This window comes from Nucisporomicrobium flavum (genome assembly GCF_016464385.1).
Classification (GTDB): domain Bacteria; phylum Actinomycetota; class Actinomycetes; order Mycobacteriales; family Micromonosporaceae; genus Actinoplanes; species Actinoplanes flavus_A.
The window spans coordinates 370,841-395,301 of sequence record NZ_JADMLH010000005.1 but is presented as its reverse complement, the minus strand read 5'-3'; the positions used below and the strand labels follow the sequence as shown (position 1 = coordinate 395,301).

Sequence of the window (24,461 nt, the reverse complement as noted above, 5' to 3'; positions counted from 1 at the left end):
GCGACCCTTCATACCCGGGCCACCTGCCGGCATGCAAAGAGGCCCCCGGCGTGTGCCGGGGGCCTCTCCGCGTCGTTCAGTGAATCACTGGATCAGTGGATCGGGGTGGGACGGCCCGTCTGGTAGCGGCCGCCGGCCTCGCGTCGGTCGTTACGGCCACCCTCGCGGCGGAAACCACCGGTGCGGTCACCGAAGTTGCGGGCCGCCGGACGGTCGCCGCCGCCGAAGGAACGCTCGCCGCCGGCCGGCCGGTCGGTGCGCGGCCGGTCGCCGAAGCTGCGATCCCGGTCGCCGAACGAGCGCTCGGTGCGCGGGCGGTCGCCGAAGCTGCGGTCCCGGTCGCCGCCGCCGAACGAGCGCTCGCCGCCGGCCGGCCGGTCGGTGCGCGGGCGGTCGCCGAAGCTCCGGTCCCGGTCGCCGCCGAAGCCGCCGCGGTCCCGGTCGCCGCCGAACGAGCGCTCGCCGCGCGGGCGGTCGCCGAAGCTGCGGTCCCGGTCACCGCCACCGAAGGAACGCTCGCCGCGCGGGCGGTCACCGTAGCTGCCGCGGGGCCGGTCGTAACCGCCGCGCTGCGGCCGGTCGCCGAAGCGGCGGGGACGGTCACCGCGCTCGCGCGGCTCCGGCTCCGGCTTGACCGGTACGCCGCTGGGCTCGCGGGCGCCGGTGGTCTCGGCCAGCTTCTCGTCGCCGAGGCGAACGCGCACCTCGGAGGGGAAGACGCCCGCCTTCTGCATCATCGCCTGGGTGCTGCGACGCTGCTTGGGCAGGACCAGCGTGACCACGGCACCCGACTCGCCCGCCCGGGCCGTACGGCCGGCGCGGTGCAGGTAGTCCTTGGGGTCCTTGGGCGGGTCGACGTGCACGACCAGGGAGATGCCGTCGACGTGGATGCCGCGGGCGGCGACGTCGGTGGCGACCAGCACGTTCGTGCGGCCTTCCTTGAACTCGGCCAGCGTACGGGTGCGGACCCGCTGGGTCTTGCCGCCGTGCAGGGCGCCGGCGCGCACACCCACCGCCGCGAGCTGCTCGACCAGCCGGTCCACGCCCATCTGCGTACGGGCGAAGACGATCGTCTTGCCCTCACGGTTGGCGATCGACGCGGTGATCGGGAACTTGTCGTGCGGCGGGATCAGCAGCAGGTGGTGGTCCATGGTGGACACGCTCGCCTCGGCCGGAGCCGTGGAGTGCGTGACCGGGTCGTGCATGAACCGCTTGACCAGCGTGTCGACGTCGCCGTCGAGGGTGGCGGAGAACAGCAGGCGCTGCGCGTCCGCCGGGGTCTTCGCCAGCAGCTCGGTGACCTCGGGCAGGAAGCCCATGTCGGCCATCTGGTCGGCCTCGTCGAGGACGGTCACCTGGACGTCGTCGAGCTTGCAGGCGCCACGCTCGATCAGGTCGCCCAGGCGGCCCGGCGTGGCGACGATCACCTCGACGCCGCGGCGCAGCGCGTCCATCTGCCGGTCGTACGGCACGCCGCCGACGGCGGTCTTGAGGAAGACGCCGACCGAGCGGCCGAGCGGCATGAGCGCGTCGGCGACCTGCATCGCCAGCTCACGGGTGGGTACGAGGATGAGCGCCTTCGGCCGGTGCGGCAGCGCGCGCCCGCCCCGGGCGACCCGGGTCAGCAGCGGAAGGCCGAACGCCAGGGTCTTGCCGGAGCCGGTCTGCCCACGGCCGAGCACGTCACGGCCGGCCAGGGCGTCGGGCATCGTCGCGGCCTGGATCTCGAACGGGGTGGTGATGCCCTCGCGGCTGAGCACGCGGACCAGCTCGGGGGCGAGGCCCAGGTCGGCGAAGCTCTTCGTCGCCTCCACGATCTCGACCTCGGCGGTCGTCGGGTCGGCGGGGAGCTCGGCGGTGATGATCGCCGGGTCCGCGGCGAGGGCCGCGGTGGTCGTCGCCGGGTCGGCGGCGGTGGCCGCCGGGGCGGCGGCGGGAGCCTGCGGCTCCTCGGGGGTCGTGCTGGAAGCGGGTGCTTCGAAGACGGACGGGAACGTGCTGGGATCAGCGAAAGTGGTCAAGAGAACCTCTCTACGGGGGCGCATGCTCGCGAATGGCCCGCCTCGGCTGCTGAGAGCCGACCGCTGAAATGCCCGCAAGAACGCCCGTGGCGTGCGCCGACAGGGCACGCCAGGTCAATTACTGCCATCAGTGTACGGGTCAACGTCACAGACACTGCCCGCATTCCGCGCCGGTAGTGGGCTGTCTCACCCCCGGGCGCAACCTCGCCAGCCTAGGTGGCCAGCGGCGGAGCGACAACTATTTCGAGAAAACTCCACCGATCATGTTGCTGAAGGCGTCACCGACGGTGAACAGGAAGACGAGGCTCACGCCGACCAGGAGCAGCAGCACGATGAGCATGGCGACGATCACCTTGACGTTGCTGCGGCGCTGCGCCTCGGGGCCATCGCGCCAGCCCTGGGCCAGGATGTGGCCGGTCAACGAGCCGGAATTCTCCACCGGGTTCATCATCACGGGCATCGTCATGTCGGCGGGCGCGTAATCGGCGAGGCCGCCGTACACCGTGCCGTGGTCGCGCTGCTGGGGCACGGCACCGCCGTGTCCGGAACCCGACCCGTACGTCGCAGGTCGCCCGGCGGGGCCGCCGGCCGGCGCGGGGGCTCCGCCGAACGGCTGGCGAGCCGGGCCCGATGCGCCGACCCCGAACGTGGTGGCCTGCTGGGCGGCGTGCGTCGCGAACGGCATCGTCGAGTCGCTGCCCGCGCCCGCGTTGAACGGCATCGTGGCGTCGCTGCCCGCACCGGCCTTGAACGGCATGGTGGCGTCGCTTCCGGCGCCGGCGTTGAACGGCATGGTGAGGTCGCTCCCGGCGCCGGCGTTGAAGGGCATGGTCGCGTCGGGGTTGCGATCCGCCAGCGGGTGGCCCGCGGAGCCACCGCCGGCCGCCGCGGAGCCACCGCCCGACGTTGTGGAGCCTCCGCCGGCCGCCGCGGAGCCACCGCCCGACGTTGTGAAGCCTCCGCCGGGCGCTGCGGAGTTTCCGCCGGGCGGTGCGGAGGTGAAGGGCATCGTCAGGTCGCCCGCTGCGGGACCACCGGTCGGCGGCATCGTGTACGACGGCAGGCCCGGCGACGGGATGACCGGCGGAGCGGGGAACGGCGGCGGCGCGGGCACCGGTGACGGCCCGGGACCCGGCGGTACGGGGCTCGGACCAGGGCCGGGCGGCACCGGGCTGGGACCCGGACCGGGCGGCATGGGGCTGGGGCCGGGGCCGGGCGGCACCGGGTTGGGTCCGGGGCCAGGCGGAACGGGACCCGGCGGCATGGGCGACGGCGACGGACCCGGGCCGGGCGGCATCGGCGAGGGCGACGGGAACGGCGCCGGCTCCGGGCGGGTGGGCTTCGGAGGCTCCGGCTTCGGCCGCGGATCGGGCGTCGACGGCTCCGGCAGGTCGGGCTCCGGCTCCGCGGGCGCGGCAGGCTCGGACGCGGTCGCCGGCGCCTCGGACGCCTCGGCGGACTGGTCGATCGAGCGCGTGCCGTAGACGCCGCCCTGCCGGGTGGCGGGCCGGCTGTCGGCGCTGTCGTCCCGCACCGACGCGCGGCCGGACGATCCGCTGACCGGCGCGGAGCTGGGCACCGACGCCGATCCGGACACCGGCTTCGCCGAGCCGGCCGGATCCGGCGCCCACAGGGCACCCGCGGCCGGCGGCGGGGGAAGCTCGTACCCCTGATCGTCGTGCGGCCCGGAGCTGCTCGCGGGCGTCGGCACAACCGGCGGCTTCGTGCCGTCGCTGTCCGATGCCGCCTGCCGCTCGTCCATGGGTCCTCCCGATCGCCGCCACCCGCGTGCGACGTCACATGCGCCGACGCCGGGCAAGCCGGATGCCGGGCGTTCCTCACTACCGTGCCATATCACCGCTCATATGCGCACCCGGCGTCAAGTGGTCCCCGCCCGAAGATCCGGTTTCGGTCCCCTTATGTCGCTGACGCGATCAGTTCGCCGTCGCGGAGCCCGAGGTGCTCGCGGAGGTCTTCGCCGATGCGGAAGTCTTCGCCGTCGTGGACGTCGTCGCCTTCGCCGTCGCTGACTTGGACGTCGTGGTCGGCGCCGGGGCGGTCGTCTTGCTGGTCGTGGCCGACGCCGTCGGAGACTTCGTGTCGTCCGAGCTGTCCGCCGAGCCGGACGGCGACGTCTCCTGCGACTTGCTGGGCGACGCCGCCGGGGGCGCGCTCGTGGTCGGCGGCGTGGTCGTCGGCTTCGGTTCCGTGCTCGGCGACGTCGACGGCGAGCTCGGCGGGGTGGACGGCGAGCTGGGCGTGGTCGGCGGCTTGCTCGACGTCGGCGGCGAGCTCGGCGGGGTCGACGGGCTGCCCGGGGTCGTGGGGTGCGTCGGCGGCTTGCTGGTCGGCCGCGGCGTGGGGCTCGTCGTCGGCGTGTGGTTGCTCGGGGTCTCCGGGTCCGGCGAGCCCAGGTGCGGGCCCTCGACCGTGCCCTCGACCGAGCCGTAGATGCGCGTCGCCGCGAACAACCTGGTCCAGCGTACGGGGACGAGCCGCACGTTCAGGCCGGTGCGCGGGGCCTCCACCATCATGCCGTCGCCGGCGTACATGGCGACGTGGTGGATGCCCGTCCAGCTGGTCGACGAGCTGAAGAACAGCAGGTCGCCGGGGAGCAGCGAGTAGCGGTCCACCGTCTTGCCGCGGGTCTGGTAGTACTGGTCCTTCGACACCCGGGTGAGCGGGAAGCTGCCCGCGGCGGCCGAGCGGTAGGCGTAGTACATGAGCCCCGAGCAGTCGAACTGGTCCGGGCCCTCCTCGGACCACACGTACGGGTCTCCGCGCTGGGCCAGGGCGATCCGCAGCGCCGCGATGGCACGCGGGTCGGCGCCCCGGCCCGCGTTCTCGCCCGCGAGGAAGCCGGCGCCGGCCTGGGCGTCCTGGACCGCCTCGGCGGCGTCCGACGCGGCGATCACGTCGGCGTGCTGCTGCTCGTACTTCTGCTGAGCGGCCGACTTCTTGTCGAGCGCGGTCTTCTTGGCGGCGCGCTCGGTGGTGAGCCGGTCGAAGGTCGTCCGCAGGTTCTGCTGCTCGGCCACCGCAGCCGCGTACGCGGACTGCACGATGGTCAGCTGCCGCCCGGCCGCCTGCTCGGTGGCGGAATCGCCGCGCTGGATCCGCGCGAGGGAGTCGAGGTCCTGCAGCCCGGAACCGAACGAGCCCGGCGGGAGCGCCGCGGCGTTGCGTACGGAAGCGGCAGCCGCGGCCGTGACCTCCTGCTGGGCCGCTGTCACCGCGGCCTGGGTCTGGGTGACCTTCTGGTCGGCGGTCGTGAGCTGCGTCCGCGTGAGGTTGAGATCCTCGTCGAGCTTCGCCAGCTGCTCGCCCATGGCGGCGACCGCGGCCCGGCCGGCCTCGATCTTCCGCATGATCGGGTTGGTCGGCGCGCCGACCCCGATGGCGCTCGACGGCGGCGGTGTGGTGGGGGTCGTGCTCCGCTGGCCCGGCAGAGTGATCGAACCGATCGCGACGGGCCGCGAGCCCGCGTCCGGAACCGAGCCGGGCGCCGCGGGAGCCGCGGGCAGAGCCGGTGCGACAGGAACGGCCGGTGCGACGGGTGCGCCCGGTGCGACGGGCGTGGCGGCGGCGGGAAGGGGGTTGAACAGGGCTGCGAGGGCAGCGGCGGTCGCAGCGGAGTACGCGAGCGGGCGCCACCAGGGGCGTACCCGCACCGCCGATCCGCGTCGGCCCTGCCTCGTCCCACCCATGTGCACCCCGTCCCGCGCCGGTCGCCCACCGGCGTCTTCGGTCCCCATAAAGGTCTTACCCCAACACCTGCACCGGTGTCGATCGAATGGAGATGAAAGGACGCTGAGAATCGTAAGTCGCAGACGTGACCTGCGCCGCCCCGGAGCGGCCGCGGGCGGACTTCTGTCAGGGGTTGGACGTACGCTCGACAGCACCGTGATGAGAGGGGCCCAGATGGACGTCGGACTGAAGCGCGAGCTGGAAGCCAAGGTCTACGCCGGTGAGCGGCTGACGCGCGAGGACGGCATCGCCCTCTACGAGTCCGACGACCTCGCGTGGCTCGGGCGGCTGGCGCACCACAAGCGCACCGAGATGAACGGCGACCGGGTGATGTTCAACGTCAACCGGCACCTGAACCTGACGAACGTCTGCTCCGCCAGCTGTGCGTACTGCTCCTTCCAGCGCAAGCCGGGCGAGAAGGACGCGTACACGATGCGCATCGACGAGGCCGTTCGCAAGGCCAAGGAGATGGAGGACGAGCAGCTCACCGAGCTGCACATCGTCAACGGCCTGCACCCCACGCTGCCCTGGCGCTACTACCCCAAGGTGCTGCGCGAGCTGAAGGCCGCGCTGCCCAAGGTCAACCTCAAGTGCTTCACGGCGACCGAGGTGCAGTGGTTCGAGAAGATCAGCGGCCTGCCCGCGAGCGAGATCCTCGACGAGCTGATGGACGCCGGCCTCGAGTCGCTGACCGGCGGTGGCGCGGAGATCTTCGACTGGGAGGTCCGCCAGCACATCGTCGACCACAACTGCCACTGGGAGGACTGGTCGCGGATCCACCGGCTGGCACACCAGAAGGGCATGAAGACCCCGGCGACCATGCTGTACGGCCACATCGAGGAGCCGCGGCACCGGGTCGACCACGTGCTGCGCCTCCGCGAGCTGCAGGACGAGACGGGCGGCTTCGCGGTCTTCATCCCGCTGCGCTACCAGCACGACTTCGTCGACTCCGCGGACGGCAAGATCCGTAACCGCATCCAGGCGCAGACGACCATGGCGGCGCCGGCCGAGTCGCTCAAGACGTTCGCGGTGTCCCGGCTCCTGTTCGACAACGTGCCGCACGTCAAGTGCTTCTGGGTCATGCACGGCCTCTCGGTCGCCCAGCTCTCCCTCAACTTCGGCGTCGACGACCTCGACGGCTCGGTCGTCGAATACAAGATCACCCACGACGCCGACTCGTACGGCACCCCGAACACGATGCACCGCGGCGACCTGCTCGACCTGATCTGGGACGCGGGCTTCCAGCCGGTCGAACGCAACACCCGCTACGAGGTCGTCCGCGAGTACGACAAGCCGACCCCGCTGGCCGAACGCCGCAGCGAGCCGCAGCAGGTCTGGGCCTGATCCGCCGGTCGGCCGTCGCCTGACCCCGGTCCGGGCGGGTGCCCGGCCGGACCTGGGGTGGCCCGGGTGCGTTACCGGCCTCACGCCGGTCCGGCCTCGCGCCGGTCCGGCCTCGCGCCGGTCCGGCCTCACGCCGGTCCGGCCTCGCGCCGGTCCGGCCTCGCGCGGCCTCGCGCCGATCCGGTCTGGCCTTGGGGGAGCCTGGTCTTGGTCCGGTGTGGTCTTGGTCTGCTCGGCGTTGGGCGTCGGCCACGGGTCCGGGCTGGGCGGGCGTGAGGGAACGCACGTGCGCGGCGTCGGGCTGGGGGCTGGTGGGCCGGGGCTCCGGCGTACCCTTTGCTTTGTCATGGCCGAGACTCAGAGTGCGCGCCGTCCGCGCCGGGATGCGGACGGGCGGTTGGCGACCGTTCAGGACCTGGTGGGCGTCGCCCTGGCCGGGCTGGTCGCCGGGCTCGTCGTGCTGCTGATCTTCGAGGGCATCATGTCGCTCGTGCGCGCCTCGGAGTTCGGGGCGGCCAGCGGGTGGATCGCCATCGTGCTGCCGGTGTGGCTGTTCACCGAGGAGTTCCGGGCGGCCGGCTTCGGCGCGTACCGGATCGTCGTTGCCGTTCTCGGCGCCGGCTTCGGGGTCGCCGTCGGCATGACCCTCGCCGGCCTCGCCGCGCCGCTCTTCCCGGCCCTGGTCAGCGGCGCCGTCGGCGCTCTCGGCCTCACCGTCGTCTACTGCCTGGTCTGGTTCTACGGCCTCCGGTGGCTGAGCCACCGGGTGGGCTGAAGGAGTACGAGATGAGTCCCGCCCTCAAGTACACGCTCGGGCGCTTCGGGCTGTTCGTCGTGGTGTTCGCGCTGCTGCTGCCGGTGCCGCTGAACTTCCTGGTGAAGGCGATGATCGCGCTGCTCGCCTCGGCGGCGTTCTCGTACTTCCTGCTCGCCAAGTGGCGTGAGCAGATGGCCGAGCAGCTGGGCTCGGTGGCCGAGCGGCGCGCGGCGGAGAAGGCGCGGCTCCGGGCGGCGCTCGCGGGCGACGAGGAGGCCGCCGCAGCCGGCGACCGCGCCGCACAGCCTGCCGCCGACCGCACCGCTCAGCCTGCCGCCGATCGCGCCGGCGCTGGCGATCGCGCCGGCGCTGGCGATCGCGCCGCTGCCGGCGATCGCGCCGGCGCTGGCGATCGGGCCGCTGCCGGCGATCGGGGCGCTCAGGCCGCGGAGGGCCAGGGGGAGCGGGCGGCTCGCCCCGCCGGCCCCGCGGCCAGGCCCGACGCTGCGGCCGGTGGCGAGGGCAACGCTTCCTGAGCCGGTGGTCCGCGGTCATCACGCGGACGTAGGGGGCACATTGGCATGCCCTCCATGCATTGCCAAACGTCTATGCCGGGTGGTGCAGTGACGGGGCCCGGACCCCTCTGACACCCCCCCGGAGGTCGTTCATGAGACGACGCGTCACCGGTCTGGCCGCGGCGGTCACCGCCGGCCTGGCCCTGATCGCCGCCACCGCAGCCACCGCGCAGCCCGCCACCGCCGAGCAGCGCGCCGACAGTTCAGCGCAGTACGAGGTGTACGACGTGCGTACCCTCCAGCAGCGCAACACCATCGCCAGCACCGGTGTCTCGATCGACGCGGTGGAGCATGCCGTGGTCGAGGTGACCGCGACGGCGCGTGAGGTGAAGGCGTTGCGGGCGCTCGGTTTCACCGTCAAGAAGGTCGAGGTGGCGGCCGCGGGCGACGACGTGTCCACGTTGGACTTCCCGTCGCGGGACGCCGCGTACCACAACTACTCGGAGATGATCTCCGAGGTGAACTCGATCGTCTCGCGTTACCCGGCGATCGCGAGCAAGCGGGTGCTGGGAAAGACGTACGAGGGCCGCGACATCGTCGCGGTGAAGATCTCGGACAACGTGGGCACCGACGAGAGCGAGCCCGAGGTCCTGTACGACGCCAACCACCACGCCCGCGAGCACCTGACCGTGGAGATGGCGGTCTACCTGCTGCACCTGTACGCGGACAACTATGCGAGCGACAGCCGGATCAAGAGCATCGTGGACAGCCGCGAGATCTGGATCATCCCGTCGGTGAACCCGGACGGCTCGGAGTACGACATCGCGACCGGCAGCTACCGCTCATGGCGCAAGAACCGCCAGCCCAACAGCGGTTCCCGGTACGTCGGCACCGACCTGAACCGGAACTACGGCTACAAGTGGGGCTGCTGTGGAGGCTCGTCGGGCAGCCCGTCGTCGGAGACGTACCGCGGCACCGCCGCCTTCTCCGCCCCCGAGACCCGCGTCGTCCGCGACTTCGTGCTGAGCCGGGTCGTCGGCGGCGTGCAGCAGATCAAGGCCGCGATGGACTTCCACACGTACTCGGAGCTGGTGCTGTGGCCGTTCGGGCACACCACGGCGAACACCACGACCGACATGAGCGCCGACCAGAACAACACCTTCGCGACGCTGGGCCGGCAGATGGCCGCGACCAACGGGTACACGCCCGAGCAGTCCAGCGACCTCTACATCACCGACGGCGACCTGCTCGACTACCTCTGGGGTACGCACAAGATCTTCGCGTACACCTTCGAGATGTACCCGACCAGCTCGGCGGGCGGCGGCTTCTACCCGCCCGCCAGCGTGATCACCCGGGAGACCGCACGAAACCGGGAGGCCGCGCTGATGCTGGCCGAGGTGGCGGACTGCCCGTACAAGGTGATCGGCAAGCAGTCCACGTACTGCTGATCCGCTTGCCAGATGCGGCTACCTGTCATAGCTTTCGGGCTATGACAGGTAGTTCGCATGCCTAGGGCCGGTCTGAACAGCGACGCGGTCGTCGACGTCGCGCTCGCCCTCGTCGACGAGAAGGGCCCGGAGGCGCTCAGCCTCGCCGCGGTCGCCGACCGGGCCGGGGTCGCGGCCCCCTCTCTCTACAAACACATCGGCAGCCTCGCCGACCTGCGCGACCTCATGGCGGTCAAGATCCTCCACGCGATGGCCCGCGTCTCGGCCTCGGCCGCCCTGGGACGCAGCCGCGACGATGCGGTCGCCGCGCTGATGCGGGCGTACCGGGACTTCGTCCTGGCCCACCCGGGCTGGTACACCCTCGTCCCCCTCGACCCGCTGCGCCACGGCCCGGCGCCGATGGCGGAAGCGGCCCGCGACCTGCTCGAGGTCTTCTTCGCGGTCCTCCGCGGCTACGGTCTGACCGACGCGGCAGCGACTCACGCGACCCGGCGGGTGCGGGCGGCGGTGCACGGGTTCGCGGTGCTGCAGGCGGGCGGAGGTTTCGGGCTGGCGGAAGACGTCGAGGAGACGTACGACCAGCTCATCGCGATGGTCACCGCCAGCCTGCCGCACTAGTCGCGGGTCGCCGGGAAGCGGGGTGGGATAGCGTCGGGGGGACCGCGTTGCAGCGAAGCCGGTGGGATTCCGGCGCTGTCCCGCAACTGTGAAGTTCCGTGCCGCCTCGTTCGGTGGCCGGGCAAGCCAGGTCGCCTGCGCGTCGGTCGCGATTCAGCGCTCTCGGGGAGGGGCGCCTCGCGGGCCGGTGCTCCGGCCGGCGATGCACCGCAGCCTCGGCCGGCAGGAGGACCAGGATGACCAGACGAATGTTGACTGCCGCTATTGCGGTCACTGCGCTGCTGCTCGGCGGCTGCGGCAGTGGGGGATCGGACGACGGCGCGGGTGGGCAGCCCGCGGCGAGTGCGAGTGGGGCCGCGTACCCGGCGACTGCGGGTGGGGTGACGCTCGATGCGCGGCCCGAGCGGATCGTGTCGTTGGCGCCGACCGCGACGGAGGTGTTGTTCGCCATCGACGCCGGGTCGCAGGTGGTGGCGGTGGATGACCAGTCGACGTACCCGCCCGAGGCGCCGCGGTCCGAGCTGTCCGGGTTCAAGCCGAACGCCGAGGCGATCGCCGCGAAGAACCCCGACCTTGTCGTGGTGTCCGACGACCTCAACAAGATCGTCGACCAGCTGACCAAGCTGAAGATCCCGGTGCTGTTCGCGCCGGCGGCGAAGACGCTGGATGACACGTACGGTCAGATCGCGCAGCTGGGCACGCTCACCGGGCACCCGGCCGAGGCCGCCGCGCTGACCGGGCGGATGCGGGCCGACATCGACAAGATCGTCAAGGGTGTGCCGGCGCGGTCGGCGCCCCTGACCTATTACTACGAGCTGGATCCGACGTACTACACCGTGACGTCGCAGACGTTCGTCGGGTCGATCTTCGCCATGGTGGGGCTGAAGAACGTCGCGGACGGCGCCAAGACCGCGTACCCGCAGCTGTCGCAGGAGGCGCTGGTCTCCGCGGACCCGGACATGATCTTCCTGGCCGACTCGAAGTGCTGCGCGCAGTCGCCGGCGACCGTGAAGGCCCGCAAGGGCTGGTCGGGCGTGACGGCGGTGAAGACCGGCCAGGTCGTGGCGCTGGACGACGACATCGCGTCGCGGTGGGGGCCGCGGGTCGTGGACCTGGTCCGGTCGGTCGCGGACGCGGTGGCCAAGGTCCCGGCGTGACCACCCGGCCCGCCCGCGAAGCGCCGCCCCCGGCCGGTGGGCAGGCCGGGGAAGCCGGCGGCGGAGGGCAGGCCGGGCAAGAAGCCGACGGCAGAAGGCAGGCCGGGGACAAAAGCGCAGCCGGAAACAAACACAGGCCGGCCGGGTTGCGGGCCGCCTGGCTGGCCGGCGGGTTCGTCGCGGTGGCGGTCGCGCTCGTCGCCGGGATCGCGTTCGGGCCGGTCACCCTGCCGCCCGGCGGCGTCGCCGCGGAGCTGCTCAACCTCATTCCGGGCGTACGGCTGCACAGCGGCCTGACCGAGCGCGAGGTCGCCATCGTCACCGCCCTGCGCCTGCCGCGAGTCGTGCTCGGGCTGCTGGTCGGGGCGATGCTGGCGCTGGCCGGGGCCGCGTACCAGGGGGTGTTCCGGAACCCGCTCGCCGACCCTCATCTGCTGGGGGTCGCGGCGGGTGCCGGGCTGGGCGTGACCGCGGTGATCGCCGCCCGCTCGGGCACCGGCGACGTCACGGCCGACCTGCCGTTCGGCGTACCCGTGGCGGCTTTCGTCGGTGCGGTCGGTGCGGTGGTGCTGACGTGGCTGCTGGGAGCGGCCGGCGGGCGCGCGCGTACCCCCGCGACCTTGATCCTTTCCGGGGTGGCCGTGTCCGCGTTCCTCGCCGCCGCGCAGACGTTCGTGATGCAGCGGCACACCGAGTCGCTGCGTGAGGTGTACGCATGGCTGCTCGGCCGGCTCGCCACCGCGGGCTGGCACGACGTGCTGATCGTGCTGCCGTACGCGGCCGTCACCGGGATCATCGTGCTCGCGCACCGCCGGGAGCTGGACGTGCTGACCGTCGGTGACGAGGAGGCTCAGGCGCTCGGTCTGCACCCGCAGCGAAGCCGGTATCTGCTGGTCATCGCCGCGTCGCTGGGGACCGCGGCGGCCGTGTCGGTCTCCGGGCTGATCGGGTTCGTCGGCATCATCGTGCCGCACACGCTGCGGTTGCTCGCGGGGCCGAGCTACCGGTCGATCCTGCCGCTGTCGGTGCTGTTCGGCGGGGCGTTCCTCGCGCTGACCGACCTGGTCGCGCGGACCGTCGCCAGCCCGGCGGAGATCCCGATCGGCGTGGTCACGGCGTTCTTCGGCGCCCCGTTCTTCGCCGTCGTGCTGCGCAGGATCAAAGGATGATCACCGTACGGGGGCTGCGTGTCCGGCTGGGCGGGGTGGACGTCGTCGACGGGGTGGACCTCGACGTGGCCGACGGCGCCTGGGTGACGATCATCGGCCCGAACGGCGCCGGCAAGTCGACAGTGCTGCGGGCCGTGGGTGGGCTGGTGCCGTACGCGGGCACGATCGCGCTCGGCGGCGTCCCGCTCGAGGCCCTGTCCCGCCGCGACCGGGCCCGTACGGTGGCCACCGTCCCGCAGCACCCGGTCGTGCCGCCGGCGATGCTGGTGTACGACTACGTGCTGCTGGGGCGTACGCCGTACATCCGGGCGCTGGGCCGCGAGTCCGCCTCCGACCTTGCCGTGGTCGGCGAGGTCCTCGCCGCCCTCGACCTCGAGGCGTTCGCCGAACGCCGGCTCGACACGCTGTCCGGTGGTGAGCGGCAGCGCGCGTTCCTGGCCCGGGCGCTCGCGCAGGGCGCCCGTACGCTGCTGCTGGACGAGCCGACGAGCGCGCTGGACATCGGGCACCAGCAGGAGGTGCTGGAGCTCGTCGACCGGCTGCGCGGCGAACGCGGGCTCACCGTGCTGGCCACGATGCACGACCTGTCGACGGCCGGTGAGTACGCCGACCGCCTCGTGCTGCTCGCCGGTGGCCGGGTCGTCGCGCACGGGACCGCCCGTGAGGTGCTCACCGAGGACCTGCTCGCCGAGCACTACCGCGTACGCGTCAAGGTCATCGACGGTGAGCAGGGGCCGCTCGTCGTGCCGGTCAGGCGTTAGCGCTCTGCAGGACCGAGAACGTGCCGCCCTGCGGGTCGTCGAGGATCGCGTAGCGGCCGATCGGCAGGTCCGTCGGCGGGCGGGCCACCCGGCCGCCGAGGGACTGCGCGAGCGCCGCCGACTCGTCGCAGTCGTGCACGGCGAAGTAGATCATCCAGTGTGGAGGCAGGTCGTCGGGCCAGTCGTCGCCGTCCATCGCCTGCATGCCGGCGATCGTCGCGCCCTGGTGCTCCCAGACGATGTACGGCAGCCCGCCCATCGAGCTCTCCCGGGCCACCCAGCCGAACACGGACCCGTAGAAGGCCGCCGACCCCTCGACGTCCCGGGTGGTCAGCTCGTTCCAGGTGAGGGCGCCGGGCACGTCGAACACGTCGGCGCCCCTCATCGTGCCGGCCTGCCAGACGCTGAACGGCGCCCCGGCCGGGTCGAGGAACGCCGCCATTCGTCCCTGGAACATGACGTCGAACGGCGCGACCAGCACCTTGCCCCCGGCCGCCTCGACCCGGGCCGCGATCTCGTCGGCGTCGTCCGTGGCGACGTACGTGCTCCAGGCGGTCGGCTGGCCCTCGCCGTAGAGGGGTCCGGCGCCCGCGGCGGCGCGCCCGTTGAGGCGGAACGTGGTGTAGCCGCCGTACTCCTCGCCGGAGACGTCGGCCTCCCAGCCGAACAGTTGCGTGTAGAAGCGGGTGGCGTCCGGCAGATCGGAGGTGCCCAGATCCACCCAGGTCGGAACCCCGGGGGTCGGATGGGACATGGGCGATCTCCTCGACAGGCACACGGCGGGCGTCAGGTGGATCGTTGCACCGCGATGCCAGGTACGGGACGGCAGAGTCGGAAGTTCAACTGAACCGCCGACCCTCGTCGCGGCGATAGGCCCATCCGGCCACCCCAGCGAATGCGACGGTCCAGGCCACGAGCGCGGCCACCGAGGCCGGCTGCACCGCGAAGTCGCCGACCGCGGCCCACATGAGGCGGACGGCCGCGCCCGTCGGCAGGTAGGGCGCGATCGTCTCGATGAACCCGGGGGCGTTGCCGGGGCCGGTCATCAGCCCGCCGCCGAAGGCCAGCGGCAGGAACAGCACCTGGGCGAGCACGACCGCGGCCTTCGTCGGCAGCGAGTAGCCGATCGCGAGGCCCATCAGCGTGAACGGCACCGCCGACACCACCGTGACGCCGAGCGCCGCCAGGAACTGGCCGGGGGTGACGGTCGCCTCGGTCAGCACCGCCGCGATGACGATGACGGGGATCAGCGACAACGTCATCAACGCCAGCCCGGCGAGGATGCGGCCGAGGAAGCGGGGTGCGGCGCCGACGGGCAGGGTCCGCGCGTACGGATCCCACGGCTGCGCGCGATCTTCCGCGACGCCGATGCCGTACTGGAAGAGGTTGGAGCTCATGACGACGAACGTCACCATCGACGCGGTGGCGGTCGTCGCCCACTCCGGGTTGCTGCCGAGGAACGGGACCACGAAGAAGATCATCGAGGCGGCCGGGAAGAACGCGCTGCCGACCAGCGCCATCGGCATGCGTACGGTCTCGATCAGCTGGAACCGCGCGTGGGTCAGAGCGAGGGATGACACGAAGGACTCCTTGAACTCAGGCGGCGGTCAGGGTGAGGAACGCTTCCTCCAGCGACGTCGGCCGGACCTCGAGGTCGTGGAACGGCACGTCGCAGGAGACCAGGTCGCGGACCAGGCGGTCGGCATCGGCCGTGAGGAGATGCGTACGGTCGCCGTCGCGCTCGGTGCCGACCACGCCGGGAAGATCAGGCACGGGTACGGCGGAGGTCAGGCTGACCCGGCGGATCGCGACGAGCCCGCGTACGGACGCGACGCTGTCGTCGGCGAGCACCCGTCCGTTCCCGACCACCACCACGCGGCGCGCCAGCGCCTCCACCTCCTCGAGGTAGTGGCTGGTCAGCACCACCGTGCCGCCCTCGGCGTGGAACTGGCGTACGCCGTCCCAGAGGGCGTGCCGCGCCGCGACGTCCAGGCCGGTCGTCGGCTCGTCGAGGAACACGATGCGGGGCCGCCCGACGAACGCCAGCGCGACCGCGACCCGCCGCTTCTGCCCGCCGGAGAGCCCACCGGTCTGCCGGCGTACGAGGTCGCCGAGCCCGAAACGGTCCAGCAGCTCGTCGCGGCCGAGCGGGTCGGGAAAGTGGGCGCGGACGAAGTCGACGACCTCGCCGACCCGCAACGCCGACGGCAGCCCGGTCTCCTGCGGCGTCACCCCGAGGACTTTGCGGGTGCCCGGGTCGCGCGGGTCGCCGCCGCACAGCTCCACCCGGCCGGCGCTGGGCCGCCGTACGCCGGTCAGCAGGTTGACCAGCGTGCTCTTGCCGGCGCCGTTCGGGCCGAGCAGGCCGACGAGCTCACCGGTGTGCACGTCCAGGCTGACGTGGTCGAGGGCGACGACGCTGCCGTAGCGCCGGGTGACGTCGATGGCTCGGGCGAGGGTCATGACTGCTCCGTTCCGGCGCCGCCGTTCAGCAGGGCGCGTACGGCGGTGGTGTAGTCCTCGAAGGCCAGCCGGCCGCGGCGGGTGAGGCTGACCAGGGTGGCCGGGGTGCGGCCCTGATGGGTCTTGACGACCTCGACGTAGCCCGCGTCCTCGAGCTTGCGCAGGTGCACGGAGAGGTTGCCGGGGGTCATGCGCAGGATGTCCTGCAGCCGGGGGAAGGCGATGCTGTCGCCCTCGCGCAGCGTGGAGAGCGAGGAGACCACGCGGAGGCGCGCCTGGGCGTGGATGACCGGGTCGAGCTCCGGTACGGCGTCATCGGTCATGGCCGGGCACGCTCGCCGTCGCCCACGTGCGTCAGCCGGAGCCAGGAGATCAGCCCGGCGACGAGCATCCCGCCACCGCCGGCGACCGCCACCACGAGGGCGTGCCAGCCGGGGCCGAGGACGACGCCGACCACGTTGACGACGCTCAGCCATGCGCCGAGGCGGAACATCGTGCGGTCGTTCCAGATGGCGCCGCCGGCCATGTGCAGCGCGCCGGTCAGGGCGGTCATCGTGCCCGTCCACAGCAGGGTGGCCTGGGCGGTGGGCAGCAGCTCGCTGATGCGGCTGAGCACCGTGATCATGCCGGAGAAGGCGAGACCCCAGGTCCAGCCGTACATCCTGCCCTGGCGGGAGGTCGGCCCGGAGACCTGACGGGCCGCCCGGCCGCCGACGAAACCCGTGATCGTCCCCGCGATGAAGATCAGCACGAGCAGGAGGACGAGCGGCAGCCACTCCGGCATGTCGACGATGACCCGGCCGCCCGGCCCGAACCGGAGGAAGTAGACGGTGAAGCCGACCAGCCAGGCGATGCCCCACGGCCAGAGGAGCAGCCGGGGGTCCGGGATGATGCGGCGCGCCGTCGCGCTGCGCTCGCGCTCGATGACGCGGAGAGATTCGGCCGGGTCCAGGGGTGCTTCGTCATCCTCGTTCACGGAGAGAACTTTACCGCACAAAGTCAAAGAACTCTACGGCGCAAAGTTGACAGCCTTTAGGATCAGCGCGTGGGTGATCTTGTTGTACGGGCGGCCGAGGCGCGGGAGCTCGGTGCCGTCCTGGGCTTCTGGCTGACCGCCGCCGAGAATGCCGCCCGTCCCGCGGACTCCCCGGCCGCGCTCGCCGCGCTGCACCTGCGCGACCCCGGCGCGCTGCTCGTCGCCGTCGACGGCGACGAGCTCGTCGGTACGGTCATCGCCGGCTGGGACGGCTGGCGCTGCCACCTGTACCGGCTGGCGGTCGCCCCCTCGCGCCGGCGTGCCGGGATCGGCCGGGCGCTGATCGCGGCGGCGGAGGAGCGGTTCCGGGCGCTCGGCGGAACCCGGGCCGACGCGATGGTGCTCGACGACAACGAGGGCGCGCACGCCGTCTGGGCCGCCCACGGGTATCGCCGCCAGGACGAATGGTCGCGCTGGGTGAAGCCCCTCTAGCTCCGCGGAACGCCCCCTTTGCGGTCATATCGGCGGGTACGGTGTCAGCATGGTGTCGCCGCGCCCCACAGGCGTACGGGTGCCGGGCCGGCCCCCGCCCCATGACCGGCTGCGGGATCGGATGCGCCGCCGGCTGCGGGCGCTGGGCGCGTACACCGGGGTCCGGCACTGGCTGCTGGTACGGGGAACGCCGCTGCTCGTGGTGTTCGCCGTGCTCTACGTGGTCAACGGCGTGGTGATCGGGTGGAAGACCACGTACGACGTCACCATCGGCATCACCTCGCCCGGTGACCGGGAGGTCCCGGTGCCGGCGCTGGCCTGGTTCCTGTCCGTGTGCGGGTGGCTGGCCGCGCCCGCGGTCTTCGGTGCGGTCGCCGGAGCTGTCGTCAGCGTCGCGATCAGCGGTCGCCGGCAGCGATCGATCCGCGAGGCGTTGTCGAGGAATGAGCCGGCATGAGCGAGCAGGAGACCGCGTCACCCCGGATGACGAGGCTGCGGGTGACGATCCCGCCGCTCAAGGACCTCGTCTACGAACAGTGCGGGTACGCCGTGCCCGCCACCTTCGCGTGCGGCTTCGTCGACCTGCACCTCGACGACTGGGAGCGGGCCGAGCGGGACTGGGAGAACTTCGTCGCCCTCGTGCTGGACACCGACGCCGTCCACCCGCGCGCCAGCGGCGGGGTCGCGATCAGGCAGGCCGTCGAGGCGGCCGCGGCGTTCCTCGTGGACGACGAGCTGTGGCCGTGGTGCCCGATGTGCAAGCTGGACGCCGACGATCGGACAGGGGGAGACCGATGAGCGCTGACCTGGTCCGGGCTCCGGGCAGCTTCCGTCAGCTGGGTGAGCGGCTCCTCGGTGAGTCCTTCCCCGCGATGGACGCCGAGGATGTCGACCGCTACCTCGATCGAGCCGTGGCCCGCGTCCACGAAGCGACCGGCACCGAGCCGCTGCAACGGCTGCGCGCGAGCCGGGCCGAGGTGCTCGAGCTGGTCGAGATCGGCCGGGAGGACTTCCGGTCGGCACACCCGCGGCGGCCCGTCGCCGTCCTGGCGCCGGACGACGTCATCGCCCACCTGGGCCGCCGTCCGACGATGAAGTTGCTGGCCCGCAAGCTTGTCCTCGACTTCGCCGACGCCCTGGACGTCATCCGGACCCTCGACGAGGTGGGTGACGCCGCCGCGGTCATCGAGCTCCCCGCCGCCGGCACACCGGACCTCGCCCTGAGCGCCTGTTCCGGGCCGGCCGCCGCTCGCGACCGCGTCCGTGGTCTCGCGGCCGAACTGGCCACCGGCCTCACCGCGGCCCGGAACCTCGTCCGCGCCGTCGACCTCGCCATCGACTCGGCGATCGACCTCGCCTCGTCCCTGCGGGACCGGAACCTCGCCCGCGGACTCGCCGACGCCCGTACCAGCGCCCGGTGCCTGGACCAGAGCCTCGGCCTCGACCACGTCCTGACCGGCGACCTGAGCCGCGACCTCGAGCGGGGCCGCCCGGTCCGCCCCGACCGCCCCGCCTACGCGGAGATCGACCGCGCCGGCGACCGCGCGCACCTTCGTCGCCTCGCCGACTCGGTCGTGGTCGCCCGGGCCGCCGCCCAGGAGGTCAGGGAGGCCCTCGCCCGGGACATCGCCCGGATGTTCCTGCGGATCGGACGGCTCAACCTCGACCGGCTGGACGACGAGAGCGCCGAAGCCCTGCGGGAAGCGGTGAACGACCTGCGCGGCGCCGACCTCAGGAGCGTCAACCTCGTCGGCGTGGACCTCGAGGGCGTCCGATGGTCGCCGGCCACCCGCTGGCCCGACGACTGGCGCGCCCAGATCGACCGTGACTCGGTGCTGATCGGCGACGGATTGTTCGAGGTGCGCGCAGGAGCGAGGACGGCCGGCACCCACCTCCTGCTGGCTCCGCTCTAGACCGGGAGAGCGGGGCCGGCCAGCGGCTCCGGCAGCGGGGCGGCGTGGACCACCGAGAGGCGGGACACCGCGCGGGTCAGGACCACGTACAGCCGGTGCAGGCCGCGCGGTTCGGCGGCGACGATCTCGGCCGGCTCGACGACGACGACATGGTCGTACTCGAGGCCCTTGACGACCGTGGCCGGCACGACCGTGACGCGTGCCTCCGACTCGACGTCGTCGGGGGTCGCGGCCTGCAGACCCGCCGCCGCGAGGTGCGCGCGCAGCCGGTCGACCGCCGCGTCCGCCGCGATGACCGCGACCGAGCCCTCATGCTCCAGCGCCGCCGTGACCTCGACCAGCGTCGCCGCGTCCAGCTCCGCCGGGTCCGTGAGCCCGACGATGGCCAGGTCGCCGTCGCGACGCAGGGAGACGGCCTCCGGCACGTCCACCCCGAGGGCCGGGAGCAGGCGGTTCGCCAGAGCCACCACAGCAGCGGGTACGCGGAAACCGACGGTCAGCGGCACCACGGCGGCATCCGGCTTGCCGAGGTGCGCGAGGGTGTCCTTCCACTGCGCTGCCGCCCAGGGCGCCGTACCCTGCGCGAGGTCGCCGAGCAGCGTGATCGAACCGTGCTCACTGCGCCGCGCGATCGCCCGCGCCTGCATGGGCGACAGGTCCTGCGCCTCGTCGACGACCACATGCCCGAAGCTCGTCTCGCGTTCGAGCAGCCCCGCCGCCTCGTCCAGCAGCAGCATGTCCCCGGCGCTGAAGCGCGCCGACTTCGGGGTCTTGGGCGCCTTCGGCCACAGCAGCTCGGCCTGCTCCTCGGCCGTCAGGATGCCCTCCGCCGCGGCGGCCAGCAGCGTGGCGTCGGTCAGCACCGCGACCACCAGCGCCTCGGACGTCAGCGCCGGCCACGCCTTGTCCAGGAAGTCCCGTACCGGCGCGACCTTCGCCATCCTCCGCAGCCACCCGTCGCCCGGCGAGTTGCCCGTACGGTATTCCGACTGCCGTTGCAGCAACCCGACGACCCGGGCGCGTACCCGTTCCCGGCCCACCGAGTAGGGCAACCCCTCCCGCCGGGCCTCGTCGACGATCCGGCGCAGAGGCTCGGTGTCGATGCGCCACCGGTACGAGCCGTCGGACACCATGATCGGCTCGGTCGGCTTCGACAGGTGACTCCACAGCGCCCGGCGCAGCACGTCGGCCATCCGCGCGTCGTGCTTCAGCATGGTGGCCGCCTCGCTGTCCCGGCTTTTCACGGGTACGCGGGCGATCAGATCGTCCACCGTGGACTGCTGAACCTCCACCTCGCCCAGCGCCGGCAGCACAGCAGAGATGTACGAGAGGAACGCGGAGTTCGGGCCGACGATCAGCACCCCGGAGCGCCGCAGCCGTTCGCGGTGCACGTACAGCAGATAGGCGGCCCGGTGCAGGCCCACCGCCGTCTTTCCCGTACCCGGCGCACCCTGCACGCAGATGGAATCCTCCAGCTCGGCGCGTACCAGTTCATCCTGCTCGGGTTGGATCGTCGCGACGATGTCGCGCATGGGCCCGACGCGCGGACGCTCGATCTCCGCCGTCAGGATGCGGCTCTTCGTGCCGAGCTCCTCGCCCCGGTCCAGGTGCTCGTCCTCGAAGCTGGTCAGCTCGCCCTTCACGAACCCGAACCGCCGCCGCGTCGACACCCCCTGTGGATCTCGCACGCTGGCCCGGTAGAACGACTGCGACAGCGGCGCCCGCCAGTCGAGCACCATCGGCTCCCCGGCGTCGTCGGTCACATGCCGGCGCCCGATGTGGTACGCCGCCTCGGCAACGTCCAGCTTGCCGAAGAAGAGGGGAGTGGTGGGGTCGTCCGCCAGCTCGGCGACGCGGCGGGACAGCGTACGCCCGAGGGTCTCGGCGGAAAACGCATCGCCGGCAATGTCGGCGGAGGAGGAGAACAGCGACTCGGCCCGGCCGCGCATGCGGCCCAGGGCGGCGCGCGACTCGGCAAGATGCCGGCGCTCCGCGGCGAGATCGTCATCGAGATCGGTGTGGGCAGGCAGCGTCATCCGAGAGACCTTTCGGCGTCGGTGTCGGTGGTTCGGCTGACCTGGGCCGCCCGGCGCTCCGGCTGGATGCGGTGTCGGCAGTGCCCGGTTGAGAGAGCGCGCGGTCCCCGCGGGCGAGCCCACCAGGGTACGCGCCCTCCCGCCCCCGCACGACCGAATAACTGCGGGATCATTGGGGCATGGCTGAGCAGCGGGTGCGTGCGCGGATCACCGATCCCAAGGTCATGCGGGCGCTCGCGCATCCCGCGCGGATCGCGATCGTCGAGCATCTGGGGAGCACGGGCGAGGCGGTGAGCGCCACCCAGTGTGCCGGGCTGGTCGACTTGTCGCCGAGTGCGACCAGCTATCACCTGCGGGAACTCGCCAAGGTGGGGCTCGTGGAGCAGGCGCCGAGCCGCGGGGACGGCCGGGAGCGGCTGTGGCGCAGTACGACGTCCGGGTTCAGCGTCGAGGGGGACCTGGACGAGCCGGAGACGCGCCGCAGCCAGCAGGAGCTGGTCGACGTCTATCTGGCGCGGGACTTCGCGCGGTTGCGGGAGTGGTTCGGCCGGCAGCACGAGGAGCCGCGGGCCTGGCGGGACGCCGCCACCCTGATGGGTCCGATGCTGCTGATGACGGCCGAGGAGCTGGTCGCGTTGAATGCGCGGGTGCAGGAGCTGGTGGAGCCGTACCGGCGGCGGGAGCGGATGAATGACGCTCCCACGGACGCGCGACCGGTGGCCGTGCATTACGCGGCCTTCCCCATCGACTAGAACCCGGCTCTTGCAGCCAAGGGCTTGCCATGGGCATATGTGAAGGAATATTTTCGAAGTATGTCCTTCGCATCTGTCAGCTCGTGGCGCGACGTGCGGCTGGCCGCCGGTGCGCGGGCCGTGTCCGTGTGCGGGGACTTCCTGGCCGCCACGTCGCTGGCGCTCGCCCTGCAGGAGGCCGGTGCCGGAGGGCTGGCGGTCTCCGCGCTGCTGCTGGCGGCGAGCGCTCCGGTCGCGCTGCTGGCTCCGGTGGCGGGCCGCGTCGCCGATCGGGCGGACAGCCGCACGGTCCTGGTCGTCGCGGGTTCGGGGCAGGCCGTCGTCTGCGCGGCGCTCGCGTTCGTGAGCTCGCCCGGCATGATCATCGCGTTGGTCGCGGTGCTGGCCTGCGGGCTCGCGGTGACCCAGCCGACGCTCGCGGCCCTGCTGCCGGCGATGGTCCGGCGCGAGGACCTGCCGCGGGCCAGCGGCATCAACCAGACCGCCGCCATGGTCGGCATGCTCGTCGCGCCCGCGCTCGCCGGGGTGCTGGTCGGGCGGTTCGGCGTACGGGTGCCGCTGCTCATCGACGCGGCGAGCTATCTGTCCCTGGTCGGCGCCGGCTTCCTCATCCGTACGCGGCGAGCCGAGCGCACCCGCGCCGCCGACCGGCCGTGGCGGCTACGGGACGACCGGCTGATCCGGGCGATGATCGGTGCCCTGGCCGCCGCCGTCGCGGGGGTGGGCGCGATCAACGTCATCGAGGTGTTCTTCATCCGCGAGACGCTGCGCTCCTCCACCACGGTGTTCGGCCTGGTCAGCGCGGCCTGGACGGGCGGCATGCTGCTCGGCGCCGTCCTGTTCGGCCGCCTCGGCCGCCTCGGCCGCCGAGAGACCGCCGGGTCGTTCGATGCGGCGCGGCTGGTGCGGATCGTCCTGCTGTTGATCGCCGGGTCCTGCGCGCCGATCGTCCTCGGCGCCGCCGTCTGGGATGCGCTTCTCCTGCTGCCGCTCTGGTTCGCCGGCGGCATCTGCAACGGCGGTCTCAACGTCTGCACCTCCGTCGTGGTCGCTGAGCGCGTGCCCGCCGCCGCCCGCGGCCGGGCGTTCGCGCTGATGAGTTCCGCCACGCAGGGCGCCGGCATGGTCGGCTTCCTCGTCGGCGGGCCGCTCGTCGATGCCTTCCCGCCGCGGCCGCTGGTCGCTGCCGCGGGACTGGCCGGGATCGTCGCGGTGCTGCTGTGCGTGGGACCCGTACGGCGGGCCGGACGTGAGATAGCTCCCTCGGGCCCGGTGGAGACGCCGCGTACGGTGCCCGCCGGGGATAGCGTCGGACCATGAGCGACGACGTGGTCCAGCGCCCCCGGGTCGGGCACATCCAGTTCCTCAACTGCCTGCCGATCTACTGGGGGCTGATGCGGTCCGGCGCGCTGCTCGACGTCGACCTGCGCAAGGACACGCCGGACCGGCTGAGCGCCGCGCTCGTCGCCGGCGACCTGGACATCGGCCCGATCACGCTCGTGGAATACCTGCGTCACGCCGACGAGCTGCTGCTCCTGCCCAACCTCGCGGTGGGCAGCGACGGCCCGGTGCTCTCGGTGAACCTGGTCTCCACCCGGCCGCTCGCGGAACTGGACGGCCGCCCGGTCGCGCTGGGCTCCACCTCCCGCACCGGCGTCCTGCTCGCCCAGATGCTGCTGACCGAGCGGTACGCGGCCAACCCCGAGTACTTCCGCTGCCCGCCCGAGCTGAGCCAGATGCTGCTGGAGGCGGACGCCGCCGTGCTCATCGGCGACCCTGCGCTGCGCGCCATGTACGAGGCGCCCGCCCTCGGCCTCGAGGTGACCGACCTGGCCCAGGCCTGGAAGGAGTGGACCGGGCTCCCGATGGTGTTCGCGGTCTGGGCGGTCCGCCGCGACTTCGCCGCCGCCCAGCCGGGCATGGTCAAGGAGGTGCACGAGGCGTTCCAGCGGTCCCGGGACCTGTGCCTCGGCGAGCTGGACGAGGTCGCCGAGGCCGCCGCGCGCTGGGAGCCGTTCGACGCGTCGACGCTGGCCACGTATTTCCGGGCGCTGGACTTCTCGCTGGGTGAGCCGCAGATCGCGGGGGTTCGCGAGTTCGCCCGCCGGGCCGCCGAGCGCGGCGAGGTCCCGCCGCTGCCGGCCGACGGCCCCCGCTTCGCCGAAGTCTGACCGCCGACGGCGCGGGTGACCGCCGCCGGGGCGCGCCGGCGGGGGCGCCCCAAGCAGCCGGGTGCCGGGCTGTTCGGGTGCCCGGGCCGCCGGGCGCCAGGGTCGCTGGGTGCCTGGGTCG

Annotated in this window: 22 protein-coding genes, 2 pseudogenes and 1 riboswitch; of the genes and pseudogenes, 15 read left to right on the top strand and 9 right to left on the bottom strand. The window is 72.7% G+C overall.

All coding sequences use genetic code 11. The features are described 5' to 3' along the window. Positions 1-92: 92 nt before the first annotated feature. The 3 genes from IT780_RS15790 to IT780_RS15780 all read right to left on the bottom strand — a co-directional run bounded on the left by IT780_RS15790 (position 93) and on the right by IT780_RS15780 (position 5,692). On the bottom strand, positions 93-2,021 hold the full coding sequence (locus IT780_RS15790) for a DEAD/DEAH box helicase (protein ID WP_233412870.1): 1,929 nt from the start codon (positions 2,019-2,021) through the stop codon (positions 93-95). A 238-nt stretch (positions 2,022-2,259) separates the two neighbouring features. Then, entirely contained in the window at positions 2,260-3,783 is a 1,524-nt protein-coding gene (locus IT780_RS42700; RefSeq protein WP_199512288.1) for a hypothetical protein, read from the bottom strand. A gap of 172 nt (positions 3,784-3,955) precedes the next feature. Further along, entirely contained in the window at positions 3,956-5,692 is a 1,737-nt protein-coding gene (locus tag IT780_RS15780; RefSeq protein WP_307831207.1) for an NlpC/P60 family protein, read from the bottom strand. A 250-nt stretch (positions 5,693-5,942) separates the two neighbouring features. Between IT780_RS15780 and mqnE the strand changes: the two genes are divergently transcribed. From mqnE to IT780_RS15740, 8 genes and pseudogenes are all read left to right on the top strand, one after another. After that, positions 5,943-7,112 (top strand): aminofutalosine synthase MqnE, encoded by a 1,170-nt coding sequence (gene mqnE / locus IT780_RS15775; protein ID WP_199512286.1) that lies wholly within the window; start codon positions 5,943-5,945, stop codon positions 7,110-7,112. Between the two features lie 397 nt (positions 7,113-7,509). Beyond that, a complete protein-coding gene (locus IT780_RS15770; RefSeq protein ID WP_233412869.1) occupies positions 7,510-7,887 on the top strand; it encodes a hypothetical protein in 378 nt (125 codons plus the stop codon). 11 nt (positions 7,888-7,898) lie between these two features. Then, positions 7,899-8,186, top strand: a pseudogene (locus tag IT780_RS43120) (DUF4229 domain-containing protein); the annotation flags it as partial. A 350-nt stretch (positions 8,187-8,536) separates the two neighbouring features. Then, positions 8,537-9,829: pseudogene (locus IT780_RS15760) on the top strand (M14 family metallopeptidase); the annotation flags it as partial. A gap of 60 nt (positions 9,830-9,889) precedes the next feature. Further along, a complete protein-coding gene (locus IT780_RS15755) occupies positions 9,890-10,450 on the top strand; it encodes a TetR/AcrR family transcriptional regulator (protein WP_199512282.1) in 561 nt (186 codons plus the stop codon). Positions 10,451-10,477: 27 nt separating this feature from the next. Then, positions 10,478-10,607, top strand: a riboswitch (cobalamin riboswitch). Between the two features lie 79 nt (positions 10,608-10,686). Then, the gene (locus IT780_RS15750) at positions 10,687-11,607 is read left to right on the top strand and encodes an ABC transporter substrate-binding protein (RefSeq protein ID WP_199512281.1); all 921 of its coding nucleotides are present in this window, start codon (positions 10,687-10,689) and stop codon (positions 11,605-11,607) included. Between the two features lie 146 nt (positions 11,608-11,753). Continuing rightward, the gene (locus IT780_RS15745; protein ID WP_199512280.1) at positions 11,754-12,776 is read left to right on the top strand and encodes a FecCD family ABC transporter permease; all 1,023 of its coding nucleotides are present in this window, start codon (positions 11,754-11,756) and stop codon (positions 12,774-12,776) included. Next, positions 12,773-13,537, top strand: a complete 765-nt coding sequence (locus IT780_RS15740) for an ABC transporter ATP-binding protein (protein WP_199512279.1) — start codon at positions 12,773-12,775, stop codon at positions 13,535-13,537. Before IT780_RS15745 ends, IT780_RS15740 begins: the two co-directional genes overlap by 4 nt. Here the strand turns inward: IT780_RS15740 and IT780_RS15735 are convergent. From IT780_RS15735 to IT780_RS15715, 5 genes are all read right to left on the bottom strand, one after another. Continuing rightward, a complete protein-coding gene (locus tag IT780_RS15735) occupies positions 13,527-14,291 on the bottom strand; it encodes a VOC family protein (RefSeq protein WP_199512278.1) in 765 nt (254 codons plus the stop codon). The two genes, IT780_RS15740 and IT780_RS15735, sit on opposite strands and share 11 nt — an antisense overlap. Before the next feature lie 85 nt (positions 14,292-14,376). Continuing rightward, complete coding sequence (locus IT780_RS15730) at positions 14,377-15,117, bottom strand: ABC transporter permease (RefSeq protein ID WP_199512277.1); 741 nt, start codon at positions 15,115-15,117, stop codon at positions 14,377-14,379. 16 nt (positions 15,118-15,133) lie between these two features. Next, on the bottom strand, positions 15,134-16,000 hold the full coding sequence (locus IT780_RS15725; RefSeq protein WP_199512276.1) for an ABC transporter ATP-binding protein: 867 nt from the start codon (positions 15,998-16,000) through the stop codon (positions 15,134-15,136). Continuing rightward, the gene (locus tag IT780_RS15720; protein ID WP_199512275.1) at positions 15,997-16,323 is read right to left on the bottom strand and encodes a winged helix-turn-helix domain-containing protein; all 327 of its coding nucleotides are present in this window, start codon (positions 16,321-16,323) and stop codon (positions 15,997-15,999) included. The genes IT780_RS15725 and IT780_RS15720 overlap by 4 nt, the downstream gene beginning before the upstream one ends. After that, positions 16,320-16,976: a transporter gene (locus IT780_RS15715; protein WP_199512274.1), complete on the bottom strand. Its 657-nt coding sequence runs from the start codon at positions 16,974-16,976 to the stop codon at positions 16,320-16,322. The genes IT780_RS15720 and IT780_RS15715 overlap by 4 nt, the downstream gene beginning before the upstream one ends. 69 nt (positions 16,977-17,045) lie before the next feature. Here IT780_RS15715 and IT780_RS15710 point away from each other — a divergent pair, with 69 nt between their 5' ends. The 4 genes from IT780_RS15710 to IT780_RS15695 are packed head-to-tail and all read left to right on the top strand — an operon-like array spanning position 17,046 to position 19,381. Then, positions 17,046-17,468, top strand: a complete 423-nt coding sequence (locus tag IT780_RS15710) for a GNAT family N-acetyltransferase (protein ID WP_199512273.1) — start codon at positions 17,046-17,048, stop codon at positions 17,466-17,468. A 49-nt stretch (positions 17,469-17,517) separates the two neighbouring features. Further along, on the top strand, positions 17,518-17,925 hold the full coding sequence (locus IT780_RS15705; protein WP_199512272.1) for a DUF6313 family protein: 408 nt from the start codon (positions 17,518-17,520) through the stop codon (positions 17,923-17,925). Then, a complete protein-coding gene (locus tag IT780_RS15700; protein ID WP_199512271.1) occupies positions 17,922-18,266 on the top strand; it encodes a hypothetical protein in 345 nt (114 codons plus the stop codon). The genes IT780_RS15705 and IT780_RS15700 overlap by 4 nt, the downstream gene beginning before the upstream one ends. Further along, entirely contained in the window at positions 18,263-19,381 is a 1,119-nt protein-coding gene (locus tag IT780_RS15695; protein ID WP_199512270.1) for a hypothetical protein, read from the top strand. Before IT780_RS15700 ends, IT780_RS15695 begins: the two co-directional genes overlap by 4 nt. Here IT780_RS15695 and IT780_RS15690 read toward each other — a convergent pair. Next, complete coding sequence (locus tag IT780_RS15690) at positions 19,378-21,417, bottom strand: HelD family protein (RefSeq protein ID WP_199512269.1); 2,040 nt, start codon at positions 21,415-21,417, stop codon at positions 19,378-19,380. The genes IT780_RS15695 and IT780_RS15690 overlap by 4 nt on opposite strands. A 179-nt stretch (positions 21,418-21,596) precedes the next feature. On the opposite strand from IT780_RS15690, the gene IT780_RS15685 reads away from it, so the two are divergent. From IT780_RS15685 to IT780_RS15675, 3 genes are read left to right on the top strand one after another with little or no spacing between them, the layout of a single operon-like run. After that, a complete protein-coding gene (locus IT780_RS15685; RefSeq protein ID WP_199512268.1) occupies positions 21,597-22,169 on the top strand; it encodes an ArsR/SmtB family transcription factor in 573 nt (190 codons plus the stop codon). 60 nt (positions 22,170-22,229) lie between these two features. After that, positions 22,230-23,489: an MFS transporter gene (locus tag IT780_RS15680; RefSeq protein ID WP_199512267.1), complete on the top strand. Its 1,260-nt coding sequence runs from the start codon at positions 22,230-22,232 to the stop codon at positions 23,487-23,489. Continuing rightward, positions 23,486-24,340 (top strand): menaquinone biosynthetic enzyme MqnA/MqnD family protein, encoded by an 855-nt coding sequence (locus tag IT780_RS15675; protein ID WP_199512266.1) that lies wholly within the window; start codon positions 23,486-23,488, stop codon positions 24,338-24,340. Before IT780_RS15680 ends, IT780_RS15675 begins: the two co-directional genes overlap by 4 nt. Positions 24,341-24,461 lie beyond the last annotated feature (121 nt).